This window comes from Limosilactobacillus viscerum, assembly GCF_947387525.1.
In the GTDB taxonomy this organism is placed as follows: domain Bacteria; phylum Bacillota; class Bacilli; order Lactobacillales; family Lactobacillaceae; genus Limosilactobacillus; species Limosilactobacillus viscerum.
Map to the genome: position 1 here is coordinate 44,069 of NZ_CANDNW010000002.1, position 19,945 is coordinate 64,013.

Sequence of the window (19,945 nt, forward strand, 5' to 3'; positions counted from 1 at the left end):
AAAAAGTCGCGACAGAACTGAATTGAGTTTTGTCACGACCTTTTTTAATGGAGGAGACTTAGAGCGCCAACCCAAAATGGGAGGGAGATGATCGAAGAAATATTAGAAATCATAGAGCACTTTGCTGTTATTTCTGGGAAGCAGTTATAACTAATTGAGTAGGCAACGGGGATGGTAGAGGTAGGAGAAATCATTAATAAAACAGCAGTTGCAATTGCAACGTTGCTGATTGCAAAAACTTGATAATGCTGGCTTAATAAAAGAATAAGCAGACAAATTAAGGGGACAACGAGTGACTTAAGCACTGCATAATACCAAGCTAGTTTGTCAAAAATGATTTGCTTAAGTGGGAGCTGACCAAGTGTGCAGCCGATAATAAGCCATGATAAAGGAGCGGTTAGGTCGGCAAGGTATTTAAGTGACTGGTATAGCCAACTGGCCGTCTGATCAATTCTAAAGAAAGCAACGCTCTGGTGGTTGATGATTATCTGTGGTGCCCAATCTTGACATAACCAACAGAACAGGCCAAGCAGTGTTGCAATTACAATTGGGTTTAAAATTATTTGCCGAAGAGTGCCACGTTGCAACCTCTGGTGGGCCATAACAATATTCACGTAGGTATAGAGCAGAAGTCGGTAGGCAATATTAAACAGTGAGGCATAGATTATCCCCTTAGCCCCATAAATAGCTCCCGCAATGGGTAAACCAAAAATGGTTGTTGAACCAAAAACAGTAATTATTCCCAGAACTTTTCTTTTGAAGTGATCACTGAGAAAGAAGTACGCTAGTGGAGCAATAACAAGGAGAGCAACATAAAGAAAAAATCCCCAACAAATAATGGTAATTCCTTCGCTGAGGAGTTGCCGATTTAGTGGTTGCATAAATGAAATAAAGGAAAGAGCGGGTACCGATAAGGTTAATATTAACTTGGTTATTTGTTCTTCGAAGGCTTTAGAAAATACCTTCTGGAGGGTTAGAAAATAGCCGGCCAGTGTAATTAAGATAACTGCAGCAATTGTTCCAGTAACCTGGTGATTGCTAATAATAGTTGTGATTGTATTGTTAATACTCATAATGTTTGCTCCTAATTGGTAGGATATGTACAAGTGGAACGCTATAAGTAAGTGACTTGTGACAACGTAGATCAAAAAAATAAATGACGCGGTACATAAATGGGATCTAAAGTCCGGAAAGCCGAACTCTAGATCCCTATTTGTATTTACGGGGACTCACAGTGACTAGCTTCGCCTCGAAAAACGAAGTTGTAACCGACTTCTGTCTCGTTCCCCCTTAAACAGATACGAAATTATTCAAAAGTTAAATTAACGAACCATTGCTGGACGCTTTGGATCAAACTTCCAACCAGGAATAAGGTATTGCATTGCCTTGGCATCGTTACGGGCACCGAGGTGGTTATCAACATAAAGTTGGTGTGCCTTTAAAATAGCGTCCATGTCGATTTCCACTCCTAAACCTTCGTTGGTACGTGGAACAGTGATCTGACCATCAACAATCTTGTAAGGGTTCTTAGTGAGATTTTGGCCATCTTGCCAAATCCAGTGGGTATCAACATCGTAAACAGTTCCTGGAGCAGCAGCTGCTGCATTGGCAACCATTGCTAGGGAAATGTCAAAGTGGTTGTTGGAGTGAACACCCCAGTTAAGGTCGAATTCATTACATAATTGAGCAACCCGGACGGCCCCTTCCATTGTCCAGAAGTGTGGGTCAGCAAGTGGAATTGAAACCGCGTTGAGGGCAATTGCTGCTGACATTTGCCGCCAATCAGTATCTACCATGTTTGTAGCTACTGGCATGTGGGTAAGCTTTTGGAACTCAGATAAAATTTCACGACCGGAGAAGCCATCTTCAGCACCAGCTGGGTCTTCAATGTAGTGAAGCACACCCTTTAATTCATTAGCATAGTGAAGTGCTTGTTTCAAGCTCCAACCACCATTAGGATCAAGGTCAAGCTTGGCATCAGGGAATGCTTCGTGAAGTGCCTTCATTGCAGCAACTTCCTTTTCGCCATCAAAGACACCACCCTTTAGCTTGAAGGTCTTGAAACCATAGCGCTTGTAAGCAGCCTTAGCTAGTTTTACTAATGAGTCGATATCAGTAGCTGGTTTACGGCGAAGCTTACCCCAGTCATCTGAATTGTCATCGTCTTGAAGGTATGGAAGGTCAGTCTTGGAACTATCACCAACCCAGAAGAGGTAACCGAGGACACCAACTTTTTCACGTTGTTGACCATCGCCAAGAAGGGCGGCAACGGGAACGTGAAGGTGTTTTCCTAATAAGTCGAGGTAGGCAGTTTCAATTGCAGTTTCAGCGTGGACCATGATTCGTTGGTCAAAGGTTTGATTACCACGACCACCCTTATCAAGGTAGGCAAATTGTTTCCGGACCTTTTGGAGGACTTCCTTGTATTGACCGATAGTTGTGCCAACGACTAAGTCCTTTGATTCTTCAAGAGTCTTGGTGATCTTCTCGCCACCTGGTACTTCACCAACTCCCTGTTGCCCTTCGTCAGTAGTTAGGATAACAATATTTCTGGTAAAGAAGGGGCCGTGTGCACCACTTAAATTAAGTAGCATGCTATCGTAACCAGCAACGGGATAAACTTCCATCTTTGTAATTTTAGGAATGGACATAAAAAAGACTCCTTTTGTGATTTTGTTAACAAATTTTACAATTTTATTATATGTAAGATTGAACTGAAAAAACAGTAACTCTTAGTCTGTAAGGTGAACTGCTAGTTCATCTACAATGAAGTATGTTAAAATGACTACAAGATAAGAGAGAAAACCTAATATAAGGTGGATCGTAATGGAAATCAATCGACTGAAAACTTTTTTAATTATTGTCAAAACAGGTAGTTTTAAATCAGCTGCTGAGCGATTGTTCTTATCACCACGGGCGGTTTCTAAACAGATGGACCAACTGGAAAATGAGTTAAAGGTCAAACTCTTTGTTCGTCAACGTAATAATACGGAACTTACTGAACAAGGTAAGAGTTTTATTATTGCTGCACAGGATATTGTGAATATTTATGATGACGAACTGATGCGGATTCAAAGTGAACGCGAAAGTCGGGAAGAAAAATTAAAAATCGGCTTTTCTTCTGCTGACCAGGAAATTATTTTGCAACGAGTGTTGAGACCATTTATTCAGCTACACCCGCATATCAAGTTAGAATTTCAGGAAGAGAGTGGTCGCCACTTTCACAGTCTTTTGGAAAAGGGGGCTCTCGATTTTGCAATTGCCCCTTACTACGCGCTCGATGATTTTCCAAATGAAAAGTTTAGAGCGTTAAAGCAAATTGAACTTGAGCGTGGCTCGTTATTAGTGGGGATAAGCATTCTTAACCCGCTGTCAAAGAAGAATGCTATTACCCTGGAAGATATTGCCGACTATCCAATTTACTACTATTCACCGTATGAATCCGATTTTCTTAAAAAGGTCTTCTTGGATAAGTTTGGCAAGGGAATCCGGAAAGACACAATTATGCGGGCAAGTTCGCTGGAGCAGCGGAATATTCGTGTCGCTGCAAACCAAGGAATTGGCTTTTATCCGAGTCCATTTATTACGATTGAGGAACAGCGGAACCCAATGTTAAAATTCTTGAAGCTTGAAGGGGATGTTAATGATTTCTATTCATCAACTTTCTACTACAATCCAAGTAATGATAATCCTTATCTTCAAGAACTAGTGAAATTAATTAAGGATAATTAACCGTTTAAAAGAGCGGCTCCATTATTCAGCTTTGCTGGATTTTGGAGCCGCTCTCATTTCACTTCTTGGTAAAGAATTCACAATCCTTACATTAAATAGTAATAGTAGAAATACTCGTTGGCGATAGTGATTTGAGAGCGAAAGTTTGAACTAGTTCACGTGGTGTCCAATTAGTAACTGTTAAAAGGTGAAATCTTTCACTAGAATAAAAACTGTAGATGAGTTCCAGAAACTTGAGGAGGAAAAATTATGAAAAAGGTGTTATTGAGTGAAAAAATTGATGATGCTGGTATTCAACTGCTAAAGGACAACGGGTTCGAAGTTAAAGTTTCCGCGGGAACTGATGTTGAAACGATGAAGAAAGAGATTGCCGATGCTTATGCGGTTATTATGCGTTCTTCTGAATTACCGGCAGAAGTAATTGATGCTGGGAAAGAATTAAAGATTATTTCTCGTAATGGTACGGGGATTAACAACGTTGATGTTGATGCTGCAACTAAGGATAACGTTTTGGTTGCTAAGGTTAATGGTGCCAATGCATTTTCAGTTGCAGAATACGCAATTACGACTATGCTGATGCTATCGCAAAAAATCAAGGAAGATGACCAACTCCTTCACGATAAGAAGGATGAACTTGCTGATGATGGCTCACTGCCAAACTTCTCCCGTAAGTATGGGATTATTGGCCACCAATTAAAGGGTAAAACGTTAGCAATTGTTGGCCTTGGTAAGATTGGTCAAGAATTGGTTAAGTTAGCCGAGGCCTTTGGGATGAAGGTAATTGGCTATGATCCATTTGCTAAGAATGCACCGGTTAAGTTGTATGAAAACATGGATGATATTTACCCAATTGCTGACTTTATTTCACTCCATGTTCCTTTGACACCACAAACTGAAAACATGGTTGCCAAGGAGCAATTAGCCAAAATGAAGAAGACGGCCTTTATCATTAATTCTGCTCGTGGTGGAATTGTAAATGAGCATGACCTCGCAGAAGCCTTAAATAGTGGCGAAATTGCCGGTGCTGCACTTGATTCATTCAACCCTGAACCGCCAGCTCCAGATAACCCATTATTTACCGCAAAGCACCTGATTATGACAAGCCATATTGCTGGTACAACCAAGGAAGCTAACGAAGCGTTAGGTCGTGGTGCTGCCCAAGCAATTATTGACTTTAGTAATGGTAAGATGCCTGAATTTCCAGTAAACCCTGATGTGTTTAAAAAATAAAGAGGATTGAGTTTTATGAAACACCTGAAATTAATTTCCGGGATTGTTGGAATAGTCCTGGGTGTAATAATTGCATTTGTTATTCCGACGCCAGCGGGGTTAAGTCACGCTGGAATGGTTGTGTTGGCATCGCTAGTTACAGCTAACATTTTCTGGATTTTTAATGTTATTCCTAATTATGCAACTGGTTTGCTGATGGCTTCTTCATGGGTTATCTTAGGGGCAACTGATTTTAAGCTTGCTTTTAATATTTTTAACACTGATACCATGTGGATCATTGTTGCAGGCTTGGCTTTAGGTGCTGCTGCCGTTAAGACTGGCCTAGTTAAGCGGATTGCATATAAGGTTATGTCCTTGTTTCCCGCCAACTTTGCTGGGCAGACCGCCGCTTTGCTTGTAGCTGGGACGATCATTTCACCATTGATTCCTAGTGCTCACCCAAAGTCCGCAATGAGTACACCAATTGCTCAAGGGATGAGTAATGCCTTGGGGTACAAGCCAAAGAGCAAGGCTAGTTCCGGTTTATTTATGGCTGCTATCTGGGGCTTCTTGGTAATGGAAGCCAGTTTCTTGTCAGCTACTGCTCAAAACTACGCCTTCCGTGGATTATTACCAGTACATATCCAAAAGACGCTAAGCTGGGGTAATTGGTTCATTATGCTATTACCATGGACCTTGATCATTTTGATCTTAGGTTACTTCATGCTCCAAATCCTTTTCCGGCCAAAAGACGACAAAAAGGTTTCAAAGGAATTCATTAATAAGCAGCTACAAAAGCTCGGACCAATGAAGAAGGAAGAAAAGATTACCGCGGCAGTTATCTTTATTTGCATTATCTTCTGGATCCTTGAAACGGTAATTAATATTCCAGCTGCAGTTAGTGCCTTAGTTGCTGTTTCAGTATTGACCGCATGCAAAGTCTTCACACCTGACGACTTCCGTAACCGGATTGCCTGGAACATCTTGGTATTCATCGGAACAGTTATGTCACTGGGAAATGTAATGAAGACGGTCGGATTAACTGATTGGCTCCGTGTTCTTCTTAAGCCAGTAATTGGACCAATGCTTGGTAACGTTTGGGTAACGGTAATTGTTCTTTCAATTGTTATCTACCTATTCAAGTTTGTTGTTGTATCATTGATTTCTACTGGTACTTTAATTATTCTTGCTTTGCTGCCATTCTTTGGTACTTTAAGTTTCAGCCCAGCAATTATTGTTTTAATTGTTACTACCAGTACGATGATTTGGTTAATGCCTTACATGGATCCACCATTCTTAACCGGGATTGCCGCTGTTAATGATAGTATGGCGACGCGGTTGGCATATGCAAAGTCATCATGTGGGTACATGATCTTAAACATTATTGGTTTGCTTTGCTGTGTCCCAGTATGGAAACTTCTCGGATTAGCATAAATTAGACAAAAACGACTACCAACATTTTTGCTAGTGGCCGTTTTTTATATTCCTAATTCAAGCTGGTCAACAGAAGGCACAGAAGGATGGGGAAGCCAGGTGTTGAGCATTGTAATAACGATCTGTTGGTAGGCCGTAAGATCAATTTTTTTTATTAGCTGTTGCGGGTTAATATCTTGTGGGTCAAAAAAGAGACAGAGGTGCCGGCTGTTATAAATCTGCCGTTGTTCAACCTTCAAATAGCGCTTGCTAAGCCGGTACTTATCGTCCAATCCCACCTTTCCAGCTAGCTGTTCTGCCAACGAGTCGCTGCTTGGCCCGTTGTTGCTGCTAAAGACGCGGGTAACCGTGTAGTCGGTCGGATCGGTAGTAAAAAAGCCAGTTAGGACCGGGTCAGCTACTAATGCCTGCTTACCATTATCAGCAATCGCAAAGATTTGCTTTAGTTTTGAAGAGAGGATTGGTTGAAACCACTCTTGCGGGCGAAAATGTCTTAAATGCTGCTGGAGTAGGACAGTAATTGCCTGCCTGTTAACTGGCCGCCGGTATCCCTGCTTCATTAAATATTCGACCAGGACCTTTTCAGTGATTGTTGGCCGCTGCTGGTCGGTCCAGTTATTAGGGCCGGCATAGTGATTGACGTTATCGCCAGCCACCTGGTAGCCGTTGTTACCGCTTAGGTAGAGGTGGTCATTGGGGCTCTTCCCAAACCAATCCTTACCCCGGTCGGTAACATGAAAGCCGTCTGGCAGGTGGTTCAATAAACTAAGCGGGGCATTGGCCGCAGGAGCCACATAAATAATTGTCGAATTGACGGAGAGAAGGGTAAAGTGGTGGGCTACCAATAGTTCACAGAGTCGAATTAACTTTAATTGAATATTTAACCGCATCTGTAAAATCGTGTTTGGCTGCTTAAGATGGTTATCAAATGCGGTATCCGAACTTCCCTTCATTGCGTGGAGTAGTTTCTGCTCCAACTTGCTCATCAGTGAAGGTGCTAATTCATGTCCGTTGACATCATCAACCATCTCCTGAACGATCTTTTGCGCGTGGGGATCGAAGCACCCCATTTGCAGGAGCAGTTCCTGGTTAATCAGCGGACGCTCAATTTTAAGAACGTTCGCAGCGTGGTTAGGTTGGTTAAAGTTATTACTCTGCTGGTAGTCGTTACTAGCTAGGAAGTCATTTTTTCGGACGGTAAACCCGTGGAGACCGCCTTCCGATGGGAGTAAGGCAAACCACGACTGATCCTCGTTCAAAATTAGTGGTGGCCGGTAGTCCTTATTGGTCAAATGAACCCGCCGCAAAGCATATGGATCGTGGCGGTCAATACCATCATAGGCCCGGTAAAACGTCAGTAACTTTCGTCCCCATGGACTTATAATTCCCGGATCTTCAACCGTAATTCGTGGTCGGTCATGGATATGGTGGTCACGGTAAAGAATTGCCTCAATCGTTTCGGCATCGGTAGTGGTCGGCATAATCGTCATCATTCCCTGCCACTTTTCCCGAGGGTCCTTAGTGATTTCAGAACGAAACTTTTTCATAATTTGCCCATGCTGCTCCCAGCATTCTTGGAAGAGGGGAGTATTAAAAAGCCGTTGGAGGTTAGGCAGGTTAATCGCTAGCCGCTTAGTTAGTGGGGATCCCGGCGCTGGTTGCGGATAAGAAAGCTGGCTGAGATAGCGTTTGTAACGGCTGAGCTCCCCATGGTCAATTCGGCCGTCAAAGGTTCTGGTATCCAAGAAGTGCGCATTGTGCTGCCAGTCAGCGAGCTGGCTTACTTCTTGCTGGTTCCACAACTTGGGGTAGTGATTGATGACTTTAAATGGTGAGTCAAGGCTGGTGAGAACCTGCTGCCTGCCAGTTACCAGTTGGATTATTTCTTCTGCCGTTTCCCGCTTGGCAAAGACGAGCAATGGCATTTCCCAGAAACGACTAGCAAATGAAAGGTAGGTAAACCGTTGGCTACCACGTAGTTTTTCTAGTGATTGAAGGAAGTGTGATACTTGTTGTTGTCCAGCACCGATTTGCAGGGTCATCTTATTAATCTTTTGACCACCTGCAGGCATAAAGGCAACGGTTAACTGGGTAGGGTCACTGTCTACTAGCCAAAATTGCTTGGTCACGATTCCACCTCCTCTTTCTTCTTATTGTACGGGTAAAAGTTTAAAAGTCAGCTAATTAATCTTCGGGCAATTGGCGGGGGGATAAAAAGAGTGTATATTGAAGCTATAGTTGATTTAGGAGGAGAACAAATTGAATAGTAAAAAGATTAGCGCAGTGCTGGTGGCCGGGATGGCATTGCTGCTTGCTGGCTGTGGTGCACACTCTACCAGTACCAGTCAAAGCAGTTCATCATCTTCTAGCATGATCGCACCGAAAACTAATGATAAGATCAGTGCAGACAACCTTTCACCACAACAAACGGTGGCGGTGATTACTGCCTATGCTGGCAATAAGTATGGTGACCAGTGGGCATCTACCGCTAAGACAGCACAACAGGATGGCCTAAAGGTTAACTTATACCGAACTAGCAAGTACCAGTTAAGCGACAATGGCCAGGGGGTTGCTTACAATGTTACTGCTAACGGTAAGTCAACTGGCTTGGTCTACACCGTTAAGGGTAATGATGTCACAATTTATGAAAATGCCGATAATGGCCAAGCAAAGAAATTGACCACGGTTAGTCGTGCTGACATGGTTGATTACTTGAACAGCAATGGTCAGGGGCAATTAGTTAATAACCTGTCCAAGGGAGCCCAGGTAGTTGACAAGACAAATGGCGGTCTGAACGCGCCAAGTACTTCTAGTGCTGGTTCCTCAACTACTGCTGGTCAATATGGCAATGAAGGGACTGTGAATGTGCCAAGCGACATGCAGGGAACATGGTACACGGCTGATAATGACACCAACGGAACCCTTACCTTTGGCCAACACACCTACAAGTACGACGGTCCCGATGGCGGTGGTGACCAAATGACCCTGTATAAGCAGAACAGCTCCTTCCTTGAAGATGAAGATAATGCTACCGATGATGGGGTTATCAAGGCTACTAAGAATTGGATGAGTGCAGTCTTTACTAATGCACAGGGGATGCACTGGCTGTCTACTCGCGGTTGGACACAAGCTGCCGGTGCAGGAACTTACTTTGCGGTTCATAATGAAACAATTGATGGCAAGCAGGTAAAGGTCTTAATTGAAGCCGGTGGTGCTGACATGCATGTTGATGCTGTTTACTACCAGTCACAGAGCATGGCAAAGCAACAAGCCGATACTAAGTATGATGACCTGCATTACATGGATGATTAAAAACTAGTCTTTAAATAGGGAAACCACTAACGGTTGTGAAGAGACAAAACGTTGGTGGTTTTTTGTGTACCGTGTTGCTTGCTTTTGCTAGTGAGCGTGTTTCATCTTCTTTTCGAAGTGGTTCAAAATCCGGGTTAGGGTAAAGGTGAGGACAAAGTAAATTAGCATCGTGATAAAGAGGGGCAAGACACCCTTGTAAGTATCAGATTGAACCAACTGAGTTTCATACATTAATTCCGCAACCCCGATGGTGGAAACCAGTGAACTATCCTTCAAAAGGGTAATAAATTCGTTGCCAAGGGCGGGCCAGATATTCTTCAGGGCCTGGGGCATAATAACGTAATGGAAGGTCTGCTTTTTCGTCATTCCAAGGCTCCGTGCAGCTTCTGTTTGCCCGATTGGCAGGGATTGAATTCCGGACCGGATGATTTCGGCCACGTAAGCCCCCAAATTAATTGAAACGGCAATAATCCCAGCGACTAGGGCGGGCATTGACTGAATAATGGCCCCAATCCCAAAGTAGACAAACATAATCTGGACCAGCATTGGTGTTCCCCGGATGAATTCAATATAGCAAATCGCAATTGAATGGAGAATCTTGCTGCCCGATAACCGCATCAGGGCAAACAGAATGCCGAGGAGGAAACCAAAGATAACTGAAATAATCGTAATAAGGAGGGTGTAACCGACCCCCTTAGCGAAGAAACTCCAATAGCTGGCGATGGTGTTCTGCTTATTTGATGACTTCATCAGTTTAGCAGCTTGCGGCAACCACTTCTTTTGGATTAGCTTTTCCCGGTTAACCTTATCAACGGTCTTGTTGGCAGCAGCCTCTAATGAAGTAGCCCCCTTAGGAAAGGCGATAGCGACCCCGGCTGTCTTAAATTTAATATGCGAGTTAAATGCGTAGAGGTCAGGGTTAGCCTGCGCAAAGGCCTGGGCGGTGGCCGAATCCATCAGGACCCCATCCAACTTATGTGACTGCAGAGCAATTACCAGTGATGACCACTTGGATAGCCCCTTTTCTTTAACGTTAGGGATGTACTTTTTAATTAGGGAATATTCCATCGCACCATTTTCGGTACCAACTGTCTTTCCTTTAAAGTCTTGGTAGGTCTTGTACTTGCTCTTATCGGACTTGTTGATCAGGAAGTACTTGGTCCCCTTGTAATAGGTCTTTGAAAAATCAACGCTCTTTTTACGCTCGGGAGTGATGTTAATTCCGGCAATCGCAACGTCAACTTTGTGGGATTCGAGTGCCACCAAGAGGGAGTCAAAGTCCATGTTCTTAATTTGCACTTTTACACCGAGGTCCTTGGCGAGCTGACGGGCTAATGACATTTCAAAACCAACGTACTGTGTTTTGCCGTTCTTCTTGGTTGTGAATTCATAGGGTGGGTAACCGGCACTGGTACCAACGACCAGGGTCCCCTTCTGCTTAATCTTTTGCAACGAGTCGTCGCTTGTCGTAGTAGTCGAGCTACTAGTGCTAGAGCTGGCGGAACTGCTAGAAGAACTATTAGCAGCAGCGAAAGCGTTCAACGGTGCGACGACTAACGAAGCGAGAATAATTAACATCATTATTAATTGCTTAATGTGCTTCATAGTCGAAATCTCCTTTGCGTAATTGATGTTGCTGACTAATATACGTTTAAACGTTTAAATATGCAATAACGTTTTAAAATATTTGATAAATATACAATAACAAGAATATTTTAAAAGAAAGAAAGCCCCGCTGGCGACTTGCTAGCGGGACTAGACTTAATAATTTTTACTGGATAAACCAACCGAGGGGCCACGAGAACCATTCGAAAACACGATCGACCTTGTGCTGGTTGATGTGCTTCTTGGTAGCGAGGACACGGTAAGTCATTTGATCTTCTTCTAATTTCTTGGGCGTTAAATAGAAGCCGTTTCGCTTATAAAAAGCAAGGCGGCGCAACCGTTGGCGGTTATTTTTTGCACTTGGGTCCGGCTGTTCGATGTCAAGGACAAGTGAATCACTCGGATAAAGCGTCCGTAGCTGGGCAATGATCCGGCTACCGTAACCTTGTGAACGCAATTGGTCATTAACGGCTAAGAAAAGAATATAGTGGAAACCATGACTGTGGATGACGTAGGAGAAACCGACGAATTGGTTTTGGTCATAAAAAGCCATAAAATCGGCCTGCTTAAACTTGCTTTTGAGCATCATCCAGGACCATGGCTCACGCTCATACTTCGGAAACGCGCGCTGGTAAAGCTGCTTAACGTCGCGATAATTACTTAAACTCAACCTCACGGGCTGTATGTCTAAATCCAAAAATAAATCACTCCTTAATATAGGTGGTATTTTAGCAGAAAAGTACTGACGATGCCATCTTTAGGGCGGTGGCTTAATAAAAAATGATGATATAATGCAGTTAAATTTGGCGAAAGGTAGTGAATGAGCTTGCAGGCAGCCCTAAAAGATGCCCGTAGTGGTAAAAAGATAACGGAACCGTTTTTTAACCAGCACTTATTGATCGTTGGTCAAACCGGTAGCGGAAAGACGACTAGTGCGCTCTCGATCCTGGACCAACTTCAACATGAGAATCAGACAGCAATCGTCCTCGACCCAACTGGTGAGTATGCGCAACTCCCCAATGCGGTAACCTATAAGTTAGGTGAGAATGCATACTTAGAAGCAGGAAAATTAAGTGAGGTTGCGCTCCAGGAGGTAATGGGGATTAAGCTCCCACTGGCAATGGAGCGTCAGTTAGCGCGGGCAATCACTTCGTTGAAGGTACAGCGAAATATTGCCCACGGTCATGGGCCACTTAAGAAGATTAATTATCCAGCTGACCGTTATCAGCGGCTGCTTGAACAGTTGAGTGACTGGGCAAGTGAATACCAGGTAACTGATTTGCCCCAACAACTAGTTGAAGAAATGGTTGTGCCGTTTGACAATGAACATGCTGACTACTGTTTGCTGGGGCAGCAATATGACCGGCAGGGGATTAACAGACAGTGGGGCCTGCTGACCGACTTTCGGGAACGCCTTGCTAGTCAAGCGTTCCGTGAATTGTTTGATACGGTCGCCCACCCGGGAACCTCAAAGACGGAACTAGGTTTTGTCTTGAAGATGTTTTTGAACCAGCGAGCAAGTCACCGAACGCTGGTGGTTGACTTGTCAATTCTTAAACGGTACGAGCAACAACAGGGGGCAATTATTTCTTACCTGTTAAAGCTGATCCTAAATGACCGGCTAGCGACGAATAATGGTACCTTTATGCCGGTAAAATTGGTGCTGGATGAAGCCCACCGCTATTTGCCAACGGGGGATGCACAACTAGCAAAGAATGGGATCTTTCAGGTCCTGCGGGAGGGACGAAAGGTGAACCTGCAAATGGCATTAACGACCCAGTCTCCACTTGATTTGCCTGCTAGGTTGCGGTCACAGTTTGGGATAAGCCTCATTCACCGCTTATTGGACCAGGATGAGCTGGCTAGTGTAGCACCTGACCTGGCATTTGAGGACGTAGCAAAATTAGAAACTGGTCAGGCATTTCTTAAACAACGCTCAATTCCGGCCAAAAAGGTACTAGTCCAAGCACCACAGTGGTGGTAATAATGTTGAGTAAATCACAAAGCCAAACAGTCCTATTTGCTTGTTGCTATGGGATGCAAATATTGCTAAACGTTAACAATTTTAAAATAGTGCTTTAATTCACAAAAACTTTTGTTATAATATTGACAACAGAGATAGTTTCTGTTTAAACCATCAAATTAATATTGCCAACCGTTAAGACGAAAATATTCTTTCATTCATCTAACATCCAAACATCACATATGAGTAGTGTTAACGGGCAATAATATTGAACTTCGGGCAACTGGTAAATAGCTAGTTGCCCGATTTTTATTAAAATTTTCCAAAGAAATTTTAAAAAGATGATTGCAAAATACTAATTCTAATGATATTCTAATTTACATAGAAAAACACACAGGAGGATTTAATTATGGTTAATGTATTTACTAAGCAATATCAACTTTCTTCCTCCTCAGTCTCTAGTAACTTTGAGACTGAGTGATCTTTGTGTGTCATAAATTATTGATTTAAGAATATTAAGTCGGGCATACTTGGTCATTTGGTTTAATACCACATGACTAGGTATGCCCGTTTTGTTTTGTCCTAAATCGAAGAATGGAGGAATGATGATGAATAAGCAGCCACAAGAGGAATTGAATCGTTCGTTAGGTTTCTGGTCGGCAATCTCAATCGTAGTGGGGACCATTATTGGTTCCGGGATCTTCTTTAAACAAGGGTCAGTTCTTGACAGCGCCGGTTCCTCAACCCTGGCTATTGCGGCCTGGGTATTTGGTGGGGTAATTACCCTGACCGGTGGATTAACAGTCGCTGAAATCGGTGCCCAAATGCCTTACACTGGTGGGCTATACGTTTACATTGAAAATATTTATGGGCGGATTCTTGGCTTCCTCGCCGGATGGATGCAAGTGATCGTTTACGGCCCCGCGATTATTGCTTCGGTTGCTGGTTTCATGAGTATTTTAATGGCTAACTTCTTTGGCTTGGGAACCGAATGGCGGGTGCCACTAGCCTTTATTACCGTTCTTGCAATTGGAATTATGAACCTTTTTGAAAATAAGGTCGGTGCTATTTTTGCAATTATTACTACTGCCGGTAAAATGATCCCAATCGCCGCCATTATTATCTTTGGCCTGTTCTGGGGAAATGAACATGCCTTTGGTCAAACCGTTACTGAAATTCACCAAGCAACTGGTGGCTTCGGGGTTGCCGTATTAGCAACACTCTTTGGTTACGACGGTTGGATTTTAATTGCCAACCTTGGTGGTGAAATGAAGAACCCGCAAAAGCTGCTGCCAAAGGCAATTATCTTCGGGATCACCGCCGTTCTGATTATTTACACGTTAATCACCGTTGGTATCTTGAAGTTTATGCCAGCCAACCTGATCCACCGTCTTGGTGAAAACGCGACTGTCTACTTAGCAACGAAGGCGTTTGGTAATATTGGTGGAAAGCTTCTTTCGGCCGGAATTATTATTTCGATGATGGGGACTTTGAATGGTAAGATGATTACCTTCCCCCGGATCGTCTACGCAATGGCCAAGCGTGGTGACTTACCATTCTCGCGTTTCCTGTCGTTTGTTACGCCAAAGGGCAAGTCGCCTGTTGTCGCAACGATGTTTATTATTGTTTTAGCAACGGTCATGATGTTCTTCTTTGATCCGGACCACTTGTCGGACTTATGTGTGTTCACCGTGTACTGCTTCTACTTGCTGGCCTTCGTAGGGATCTTCATTCTGCGTCGGCGGAACAAGGGACCACGGCCGTTTAGCACCCCACTTTACCCATTGGTACCAATCATTGCAATTGCCGGGGGCCTGTTCGTATTGGTCAGTGAAATTTTCAATGATCCTGCCGGGGTAATCCTCTTCGTTGGAATTGTGATTGTTGGGTTGCCAATCCTATACTGCGTTAAGCGGATGGATAAGAAGCGGCTTTAATATTAAGCCTTTTCCCGCAATCAATGTACAATATTTAAAAAAGGATTGGGAAGAAAATGAAGTTCTTCTTCCCAGTCCCTTTTCATTTTAAATAACTATACAGTAATTAGTGAAAACGACTATAATTAGTTGGTAAGATACGGGGGAGGGTATAACTTGATTGAAATTAATAAACGTAAATATTCGTTCCCGAAGATACTAACATTTGGTTTCCTGTTAGTAATTGCAATCGGAACAGCATTATTGATGCTGCCATTTTCGACAGTTCCTGGTGCCCACACCAACTTCATGACAGCCTTTTTTACGTCCACTAGCGCGACCTGTGTGACCGGGTTAACGTTGGTCAGTACCGCTACCCACTGGACGTCGTTTGGTCAAGTGGTCATTGCGTTTTTGATGGAGATTGGTGGACTAGGTTTTATGACCTTTGCCGTTATGATGTCCTTAATGATTCGCCGGCATGTCCGGATGTCAACGCGACTCTTAACACAAGAAGCATTAAACCTCGACCATTTATCACAACTGAGCGTGGTTTACCTAATCGTTAAGTTGTCATTATTAATTCAGGTAATCGGTGCCGTCTTTTTGTTCTTCGACTTTTATCCCCGTTACGGTTTAAGTAAGGGGATCTGGTTCAGTATTTTCCATTCAGTATCAGCCTTTTGCAACGCCGGTTTCGACCTCTTTGGCAACAGCATGGAAAACTACCTTAATGACCCATACATGATTTGTGTGCTGGCAGTTTTGATCGTTGCTGGTTCCATGGGTTTCCTGGTTTGGAAGGACTTGCTCAATTATCATAAATACCACCACTTGTCCTTGCATACCCAACTGGCATTGTGGACCGGGGCAGTACTCTTTATTGTTTCATTTATTGTTTACTTCATTACGGAACACAACCTGGCCCAATTAAGCAATCAGATTAGTTGGCCGCAGCGGTTATTAAATACGGTGTTTATGGCGATTACGCCGCGGACGGCGGGCTTGATTACTTTCTCGTATAACAAGCTAAGTGCAGCTGGAATTAGTCTAACAATTATTTTGATGTTCATTGGTGGAACGCCAGGTTCAACGGCTGGTGGGGTTAAGACCACAACGATTGGCTTACTAGCCACACAGAGTATTGCAACTTTGCGTGGCCAACGTGACACTAACTTTGCCCATCGCCGGTTTACTCAGGATAATATTAACCGGGCACTGACCTTGTTCTTCGTGGCCTTAGTGATTGTTTTGCTGGCGATCCTGTTATTAGTTGAAACGCAAGATCTTCCGAAGCACGACTCAATCGCCTATGTTACTTTTGAAGTGTTGGCGGCTTTTGGAACAACCGGGATTTCACTGGGAATCACCCAGAGTTTGAACTTGTTTGGTCAGCTAATCATCATGGCATTGATGTTTATCGGGCGGGTTGGTATCTACACCGTTATGTTTACCATCTTTAATGCCCAGCCACGGATGAAGAGCTACCGTTACCCAGAGGAGAGTGTTTTAATTGGCTAGAGAAAGCTATGCAGTTATTGGAATTGGGCAGTTTGGTGCCTCAATTTGTGAATCACTAGTTGCTGCCGGTCAGGAGGTACTGGCGATTGATTCAAATCCTGAAGTTGTTAATGAATTGGCTGGTACTGTCATGCGGGCCGTTGTTGCCGACGCCCAGGATGAGGATGCTTTACGGGACCTAGATATTGGTCACTTTGACCATGTTTATATTTCAATCGGTAAGAACGTGGGGGCCAGTATTATGGCGACACTGATTGCTAAGGACATGGGGGCCGACGATGTCATTTGCCGGGCCGAAAATGTTAACCATGCCCGGGTTCTTGAACGGATCGGTGCCGATCTGGTTGTCCGGCCTGAACACGACTTGGCTAAGCGACTCGTCTTTCAACAGTTAAACCCTAGCCTAGTTGATTATGTAAACCTGAGTAAGGAAACCACGCTGGCCGAGATCGATATTAACAACCCGAAATTTTATGGTAAGACCCTTGATGAACTTGATTTCCGTAATAAGTTCCGGGTTAATGTAATCATTATTGTTAGCCAGGATGAACAGATTAACCAAATGCCCCAAGCGGATGATGTTATCCAGCCGCATGATAAGATTACGGTCGTCGGTAACTTGAATGATATTAAACGACTGAACGAAATTGTACAGAAGCATAAAGGAGAAAAATAGTGAGAAACCGCGCAATTAACGTTATTACAATCGGTATTATTGCCCTGATTGCAGTGATCAGTGGCCTGTTTGCAGCATTTTCCAGTCATGAATACTGGAACTTAATTTGGGTTGCCCTGATTATCATCTGGGCAGGAATCTTTTTCCACACTATTTCAAGTGGCCATGAGCAGATCCTAGCTAATTTACTGGAGAAGCTTTCAGTACCGGCAACTTCCCAAGTGCTCGCTTTTAATGCTGGCCGGGTTGAAGATTTAAAGTTGATTGGCCAACGGCTAGAGGCACCGGGGAAGGTTACCGGTGTTGCACGCTGGCAGCAGTCGTTACCGGTTATTAAGCAACAGATTGCTAGTGAACGGCTTGCTGACCGGGTTAAGTTAGACGATGGTGGCATGATGAACCTGCCGTTTGCTAACCAGCTCTTTGATTACGTACTGGTTGATTCGGCATTGCACAACATTACACCAGCTATTCAACGTGGCCGGGCACTGCAGGAAGCGGCCCGTGTCCTAAAGGCTGATGGGACCCTGGTAATCGTTGATACTAAGTACATGGATGAATACAAAAAGGTACTTGCCAATGTTGGAATTGACGATGTTCAGGTTATTAAGACCGGCTTTAATGGCTGGTGGGGTGGTCCATGGATTACCACGAAGATATTAATTGCCAAACGTTCCTAGTAGATCTGGTTAAATTCACCGTCTATTTATATAGAGACAATTTGAAGAGGGGCTGAATTTATGACGCCAGAACAGGTATTAAAGGACAATTTCGGCTTTAAAACGTTCCGTAGTGGGCAGGCGGCAGTTATTTCCCGGGTAATGGCTGGTAAAAATGTACTAGCAGTTATGCCTACTGGTGGTGGAAAGTCACTGTGCTACCAAATTCCGGCACTAGTTAATCCCGGGGTGACCCTGGTTGTTTCACCGCTGATTTCCTTGATGAAGGACCAGGTTGATTCACTAAAGCAAAACGGGATTGCGGCTGCGGCAATTAATAGTACCATTCCCCAAGAAGAGGTTAACCCAATTCTGCGGCAAGCTTATGAGGGGAAGATTAAGCTAATCTATGTCACTCCTGAACGGTTAAACATGGATTACTTTCGTTACCAGCTTAATTTCTTGCCGATTGACCTGGTGGCAATTGATGAAGCCCACTGTATTTCCCAGTGGGGTCATGATTTTCGCCCTGCTTACCGGCAACTGCGTGAAGGAATTGATGGTCTGAAGTCGCACCCGAACACTTTGGCATTGACCGCTACTGCAACACCAGCTGTCCAGGAAGATATTGGCGACCAATTAGGAATTTCACGAGATAACTTTGTAATTACTAATTTTACCCGTCCCAACATTAGCTTTCGGGTAGTTCACCCAGAAAATAGTACCCGCCGATACATCCGGGAGTATCTGAAGGAGCACCAGGATGAGGCGGGGATTATTTATGTCAACACCAGGAAGGGCGTTGATGAGCTAACAACCTATTTACTGGAACACCAGTTTTCAGTGGCCGCGTACCACGCGGGGATGGATCCCGCTAGTCGTTCTAAAGTCCAAGATGACTTCCAATTTGACCGGGTAAACACCATCGTTGCTACCAGCGCCTTTGGAATGGGAATTGATAAGAGTAACGTCCGTTTCGTTATTCATGCCACAAGTGCCCAGAACATTGAGTCGTATTACCAGGAAGCAGGTCGTGCGGGGCGGGATGGCTTACCCAGCGAAGCTATTTTGATTTACCACCCCAATGACCTTCGCCAATACCGCTGGTTTATTGACCAGTCAACGGCCGATGATGATTACCGTGACTTACAGTACAAGAAACTGCAGGCGGTTGCCAATTATGCCAGCACCCCGGAATGTTTACAGCAATACATTGTCCGTTATTTTGGGCAGGATTGTGACCCTTGTGGCCATTGTAGTAACTGTACAGATGACCGAACTATTCAGGATATTACCACGGAGAGTAAGCACGTCCTTGAAATGGTGCAAGAGCTTCACGGCCGTTTTGGTAAGGGAGTGGTTGCCCAAGCTTTAACCGGTTCCCATAATAAGCGAATGGTGGAGATTGGCGCTCCCGAGATGGAAAACTTCGGAACCTTGAAGCAACTCTCTAAGCAGGAAGCCGCTAGCTTAATTGACTACCTGGTGGCAACAGGAATCTTGCAAACGGTGGGTGCCCAATACCCAGTTGTCCAAATTGCACCAGATGGGTGGGCGGTACTGAAGGGAGACAAGAAGGTAACCCGGCGGCAAGAAAAGCAGCCAGATCGTTCACGGACACAGGTAATGGAATCACCAGATGTTGCGGCGTTGTTTGAGCAACTTCGCCAAAAACGGTTGGAGCTGGCCACCAGTCAGGGTGTACCACCGTTTGTTGTTTTCTCGGATAAGACTTTACATGATATGGCACGGCTGAAGCCACAGACGAAGCGCGATTTTCTGGAGGTTAACGGTGTCGGCCAACAAAAACTTGCCCAGTATGGTGAAGTAATGATGAATGTAATTGGTGAATACCTAGCCGGTAAGAATTAATTTATTAAGTAAAGCTGGGAATGTCTTTTGAAAGTCCTAGCGAATA

At 44.0% G+C, this 19,945-nt stretch carries 15 protein-coding genes; 10 read left to right on the top strand and 5 right to left on the bottom strand.

Annotated elements, in window-relative coordinates; genetic code table 11:
• Nucleotides 1-44: 44 nt before the first annotated feature.
• Both QOS07_RS00965 and QOS07_RS00970 read right to left on the bottom strand, forming a co-directional pair.
• Nucleotides 45-1,073, bottom strand: coding sequence for an AEC family transporter (locus tag QOS07_RS00965; protein WP_283587151.1), 1,029 nt, complete (start codon nucleotides 1,071-1,073; stop codon nucleotides 45-47).
• A gap of 249 nt (nucleotides 1,074-1,322) precedes the next feature.
• Nucleotides 1,323-2,651, bottom strand: a complete 1,329-nt coding sequence (locus QOS07_RS00970; RefSeq protein WP_283587152.1) for an enolase C-terminal domain-like protein — start codon at nucleotides 2,649-2,651, stop codon at nucleotides 1,323-1,325.
• Nucleotides 2,652-2,826: 175 nt separating this feature from the next.
• On the opposite strand from QOS07_RS00970, the gene QOS07_RS00975 reads away from it, so the two are divergent.
• The 3 genes from QOS07_RS00975 (at nucleotide 2,827) to QOS07_RS00985 (ending at nucleotide 6,375) form a co-directional block, all read left to right on the top strand.
• Nucleotides 2,827-3,732, top strand: coding sequence for a LysR family transcriptional regulator (locus QOS07_RS00975; RefSeq protein ID WP_283587153.1), 906 nt, complete (start codon nucleotides 2,827-2,829; stop codon nucleotides 3,730-3,732).
• Nucleotides 3,733-3,981: 249 nt separating this feature from the next.
• Nucleotides 3,982-4,962 carry a hydroxyacid dehydrogenase gene (locus tag QOS07_RS00980; protein WP_078009072.1) on the top strand — a complete coding sequence of 327 codons (981 nt, stop codon included), beginning with the start codon at nucleotides 3,982-3,984 and terminating at the stop codon, nucleotides 4,960-4,962.
• Nucleotides 4,963-4,977: 15 nt separating this feature from the next.
• Entirely contained in the window at nucleotides 4,978-6,375 is a 1,398-nt protein-coding gene (locus QOS07_RS00985) for an SLC13 family permease (RefSeq protein WP_078009071.1), read from the top strand.
• Between the two features lie 44 nt (nucleotides 6,376-6,419).
• On the opposite strand, the gene QOS07_RS00990 is transcribed toward QOS07_RS00985, so the two are convergent.
• Nucleotides 6,420-8,504 carry a hypothetical protein gene (locus QOS07_RS00990; protein ID WP_283587154.1) on the bottom strand — a complete coding sequence of 695 codons (2,085 nt, stop codon included), beginning with the start codon at nucleotides 8,502-8,504 and terminating at the stop codon, nucleotides 6,420-6,422.
• Between the two features lie 130 nt (nucleotides 8,505-8,634).
• Between QOS07_RS00990 and QOS07_RS00995 the strand changes: the two genes are divergently transcribed.
• A complete protein-coding gene (locus QOS07_RS00995; RefSeq protein ID WP_283587155.1) occupies nucleotides 8,635-9,687 on the top strand; it encodes a hypothetical protein in 1,053 nt (350 codons plus the stop codon).
• Nucleotides 9,688-9,774: 87 nt separating this feature from the next.
• Here the strand turns inward: QOS07_RS00995 and QOS07_RS01000 are convergent, their stop codons facing one another.
• Together QOS07_RS01000 and QOS07_RS01005 are read right to left on the bottom strand one after the other, a co-directional pair.
• On the bottom strand, nucleotides 9,775-11,292 hold the full coding sequence (locus QOS07_RS01000) for an ABC transporter substrate-binding protein/permease (RefSeq protein WP_283587156.1): 1,518 nt from the start codon (nucleotides 11,290-11,292) through the stop codon (nucleotides 9,775-9,777).
• A gap of 166 nt (nucleotides 11,293-11,458) precedes the next feature.
• Nucleotides 11,459-11,989 (bottom strand): GNAT family N-acetyltransferase, encoded by a 531-nt coding sequence (locus QOS07_RS01005; RefSeq protein ID WP_078009067.1) that lies wholly within the window; start codon nucleotides 11,987-11,989, stop codon nucleotides 11,459-11,461.
• A 123-nt stretch (nucleotides 11,990-12,112) separates the two neighbouring features.
• Here QOS07_RS01005 and QOS07_RS01010 point away from each other — a divergent pair, with 123 nt between their 5' ends.
• From QOS07_RS01010 to recQ, 6 genes are all read left to right on the top strand, one after another.
• A complete protein-coding gene (locus QOS07_RS01010) occupies nucleotides 12,113-13,276 on the top strand; it encodes an ATP-binding protein (protein WP_408613240.1) in 1,164 nt (387 codons plus the stop codon).
• 587 nt (nucleotides 13,277-13,863) lie between these two features.
• Nucleotides 13,864-15,192, top strand: coding sequence for an APC family permease (locus tag QOS07_RS01015; RefSeq protein ID WP_283587237.1), 1,329 nt, complete (start codon nucleotides 13,864-13,866; stop codon nucleotides 15,190-15,192).
• Nucleotides 15,193-15,348: 156 nt separating this feature from the next.
• A complete protein-coding gene (locus QOS07_RS01020) occupies nucleotides 15,349-16,692 on the top strand; it encodes a TrkH family potassium uptake protein (protein WP_283587158.1) in 1,344 nt (447 codons plus the stop codon).
• Entirely contained in the window at nucleotides 16,685-17,368 is a 684-nt protein-coding gene (locus QOS07_RS01025; RefSeq protein WP_283587159.1) for a potassium channel family protein, read from the top strand. The genes QOS07_RS01020 and QOS07_RS01025 overlap by 8 nt, the downstream gene beginning before the upstream one ends.
• Nucleotides 17,368-18,048 (top strand): class I SAM-dependent methyltransferase, encoded by a 681-nt coding sequence (locus tag QOS07_RS01030; protein ID WP_283587160.1) that lies wholly within the window; start codon nucleotides 17,368-17,370, stop codon nucleotides 18,046-18,048. Before QOS07_RS01025 ends, QOS07_RS01030 begins: the two co-directional genes overlap by 1 nt.
• Before the next feature lie 60 nt (nucleotides 18,049-18,108).
• On the top strand, nucleotides 18,109-19,899 hold the full coding sequence (gene recQ, locus QOS07_RS01035) for a DNA helicase RecQ (protein ID WP_283587161.1): 1,791 nt from the start codon (nucleotides 18,109-18,111) through the stop codon (nucleotides 19,897-19,899).
• Nucleotides 19,900-19,945 lie beyond the last annotated feature (46 nt).

Bases quoted from the DNA above. Each gene is read 5' to 3' on its own strand.
- QOS07_RS00985 (WP_078009071.1), top strand. From the start codon at position 4,978: ATGAAACACCTGAAATTAATTTCCGGGATTGTTGGAATAGTCCTGGGT.
- recQ (WP_283587161.1), top strand. From the start codon at position 18,109: ATGACGCCAGAACAGGTATTAAAGGACAATTTCGGCTTTAAAACGTTC.
- QOS07_RS00980 (WP_078009072.1), top strand. From the start codon at position 3,982: ATGAAAAAGGTGTTATTGAGTGAAAAAATTGATGATGCTGGTATTCAA.
- QOS07_RS01015 (WP_283587237.1), top strand. From the start codon at position 13,864: ATGAATAAGCAGCCACAAGAGGAATTGAATCGTTCGTTAGGTTTCTGG.
- QOS07_RS00965 (WP_283587151.1), bottom strand. From the start codon at position 1,073: ATGAGTATTAACAATACAATCACAACTATTATTAGCAATCACCAGGTT.
- QOS07_RS01000 (WP_283587156.1), bottom strand. From the start codon at position 11,292: ATGAAGCACATTAAGCAATTAATAATGATGTTAATTATTCTCGCTTCG.
- QOS07_RS00975 (WP_283587153.1), top strand. From the start codon at position 2,827: ATGGAAATCAATCGACTGAAAACTTTTTTAATTATTGTCAAAACAGGT.
- QOS07_RS01010 (WP_408613240.1), top strand. From the start codon at position 12,113: ATGAGCTTGCAGGCAGCCCTAAAAGATGCCCGTAGTGGTAAAAAGATA.
- QOS07_RS00970 (WP_283587152.1), bottom strand. From the start codon at position 2,651: ATGTCCATTCCTAAAATTACAAAGATGGAAGTTTATCCCGTTGCTGGT.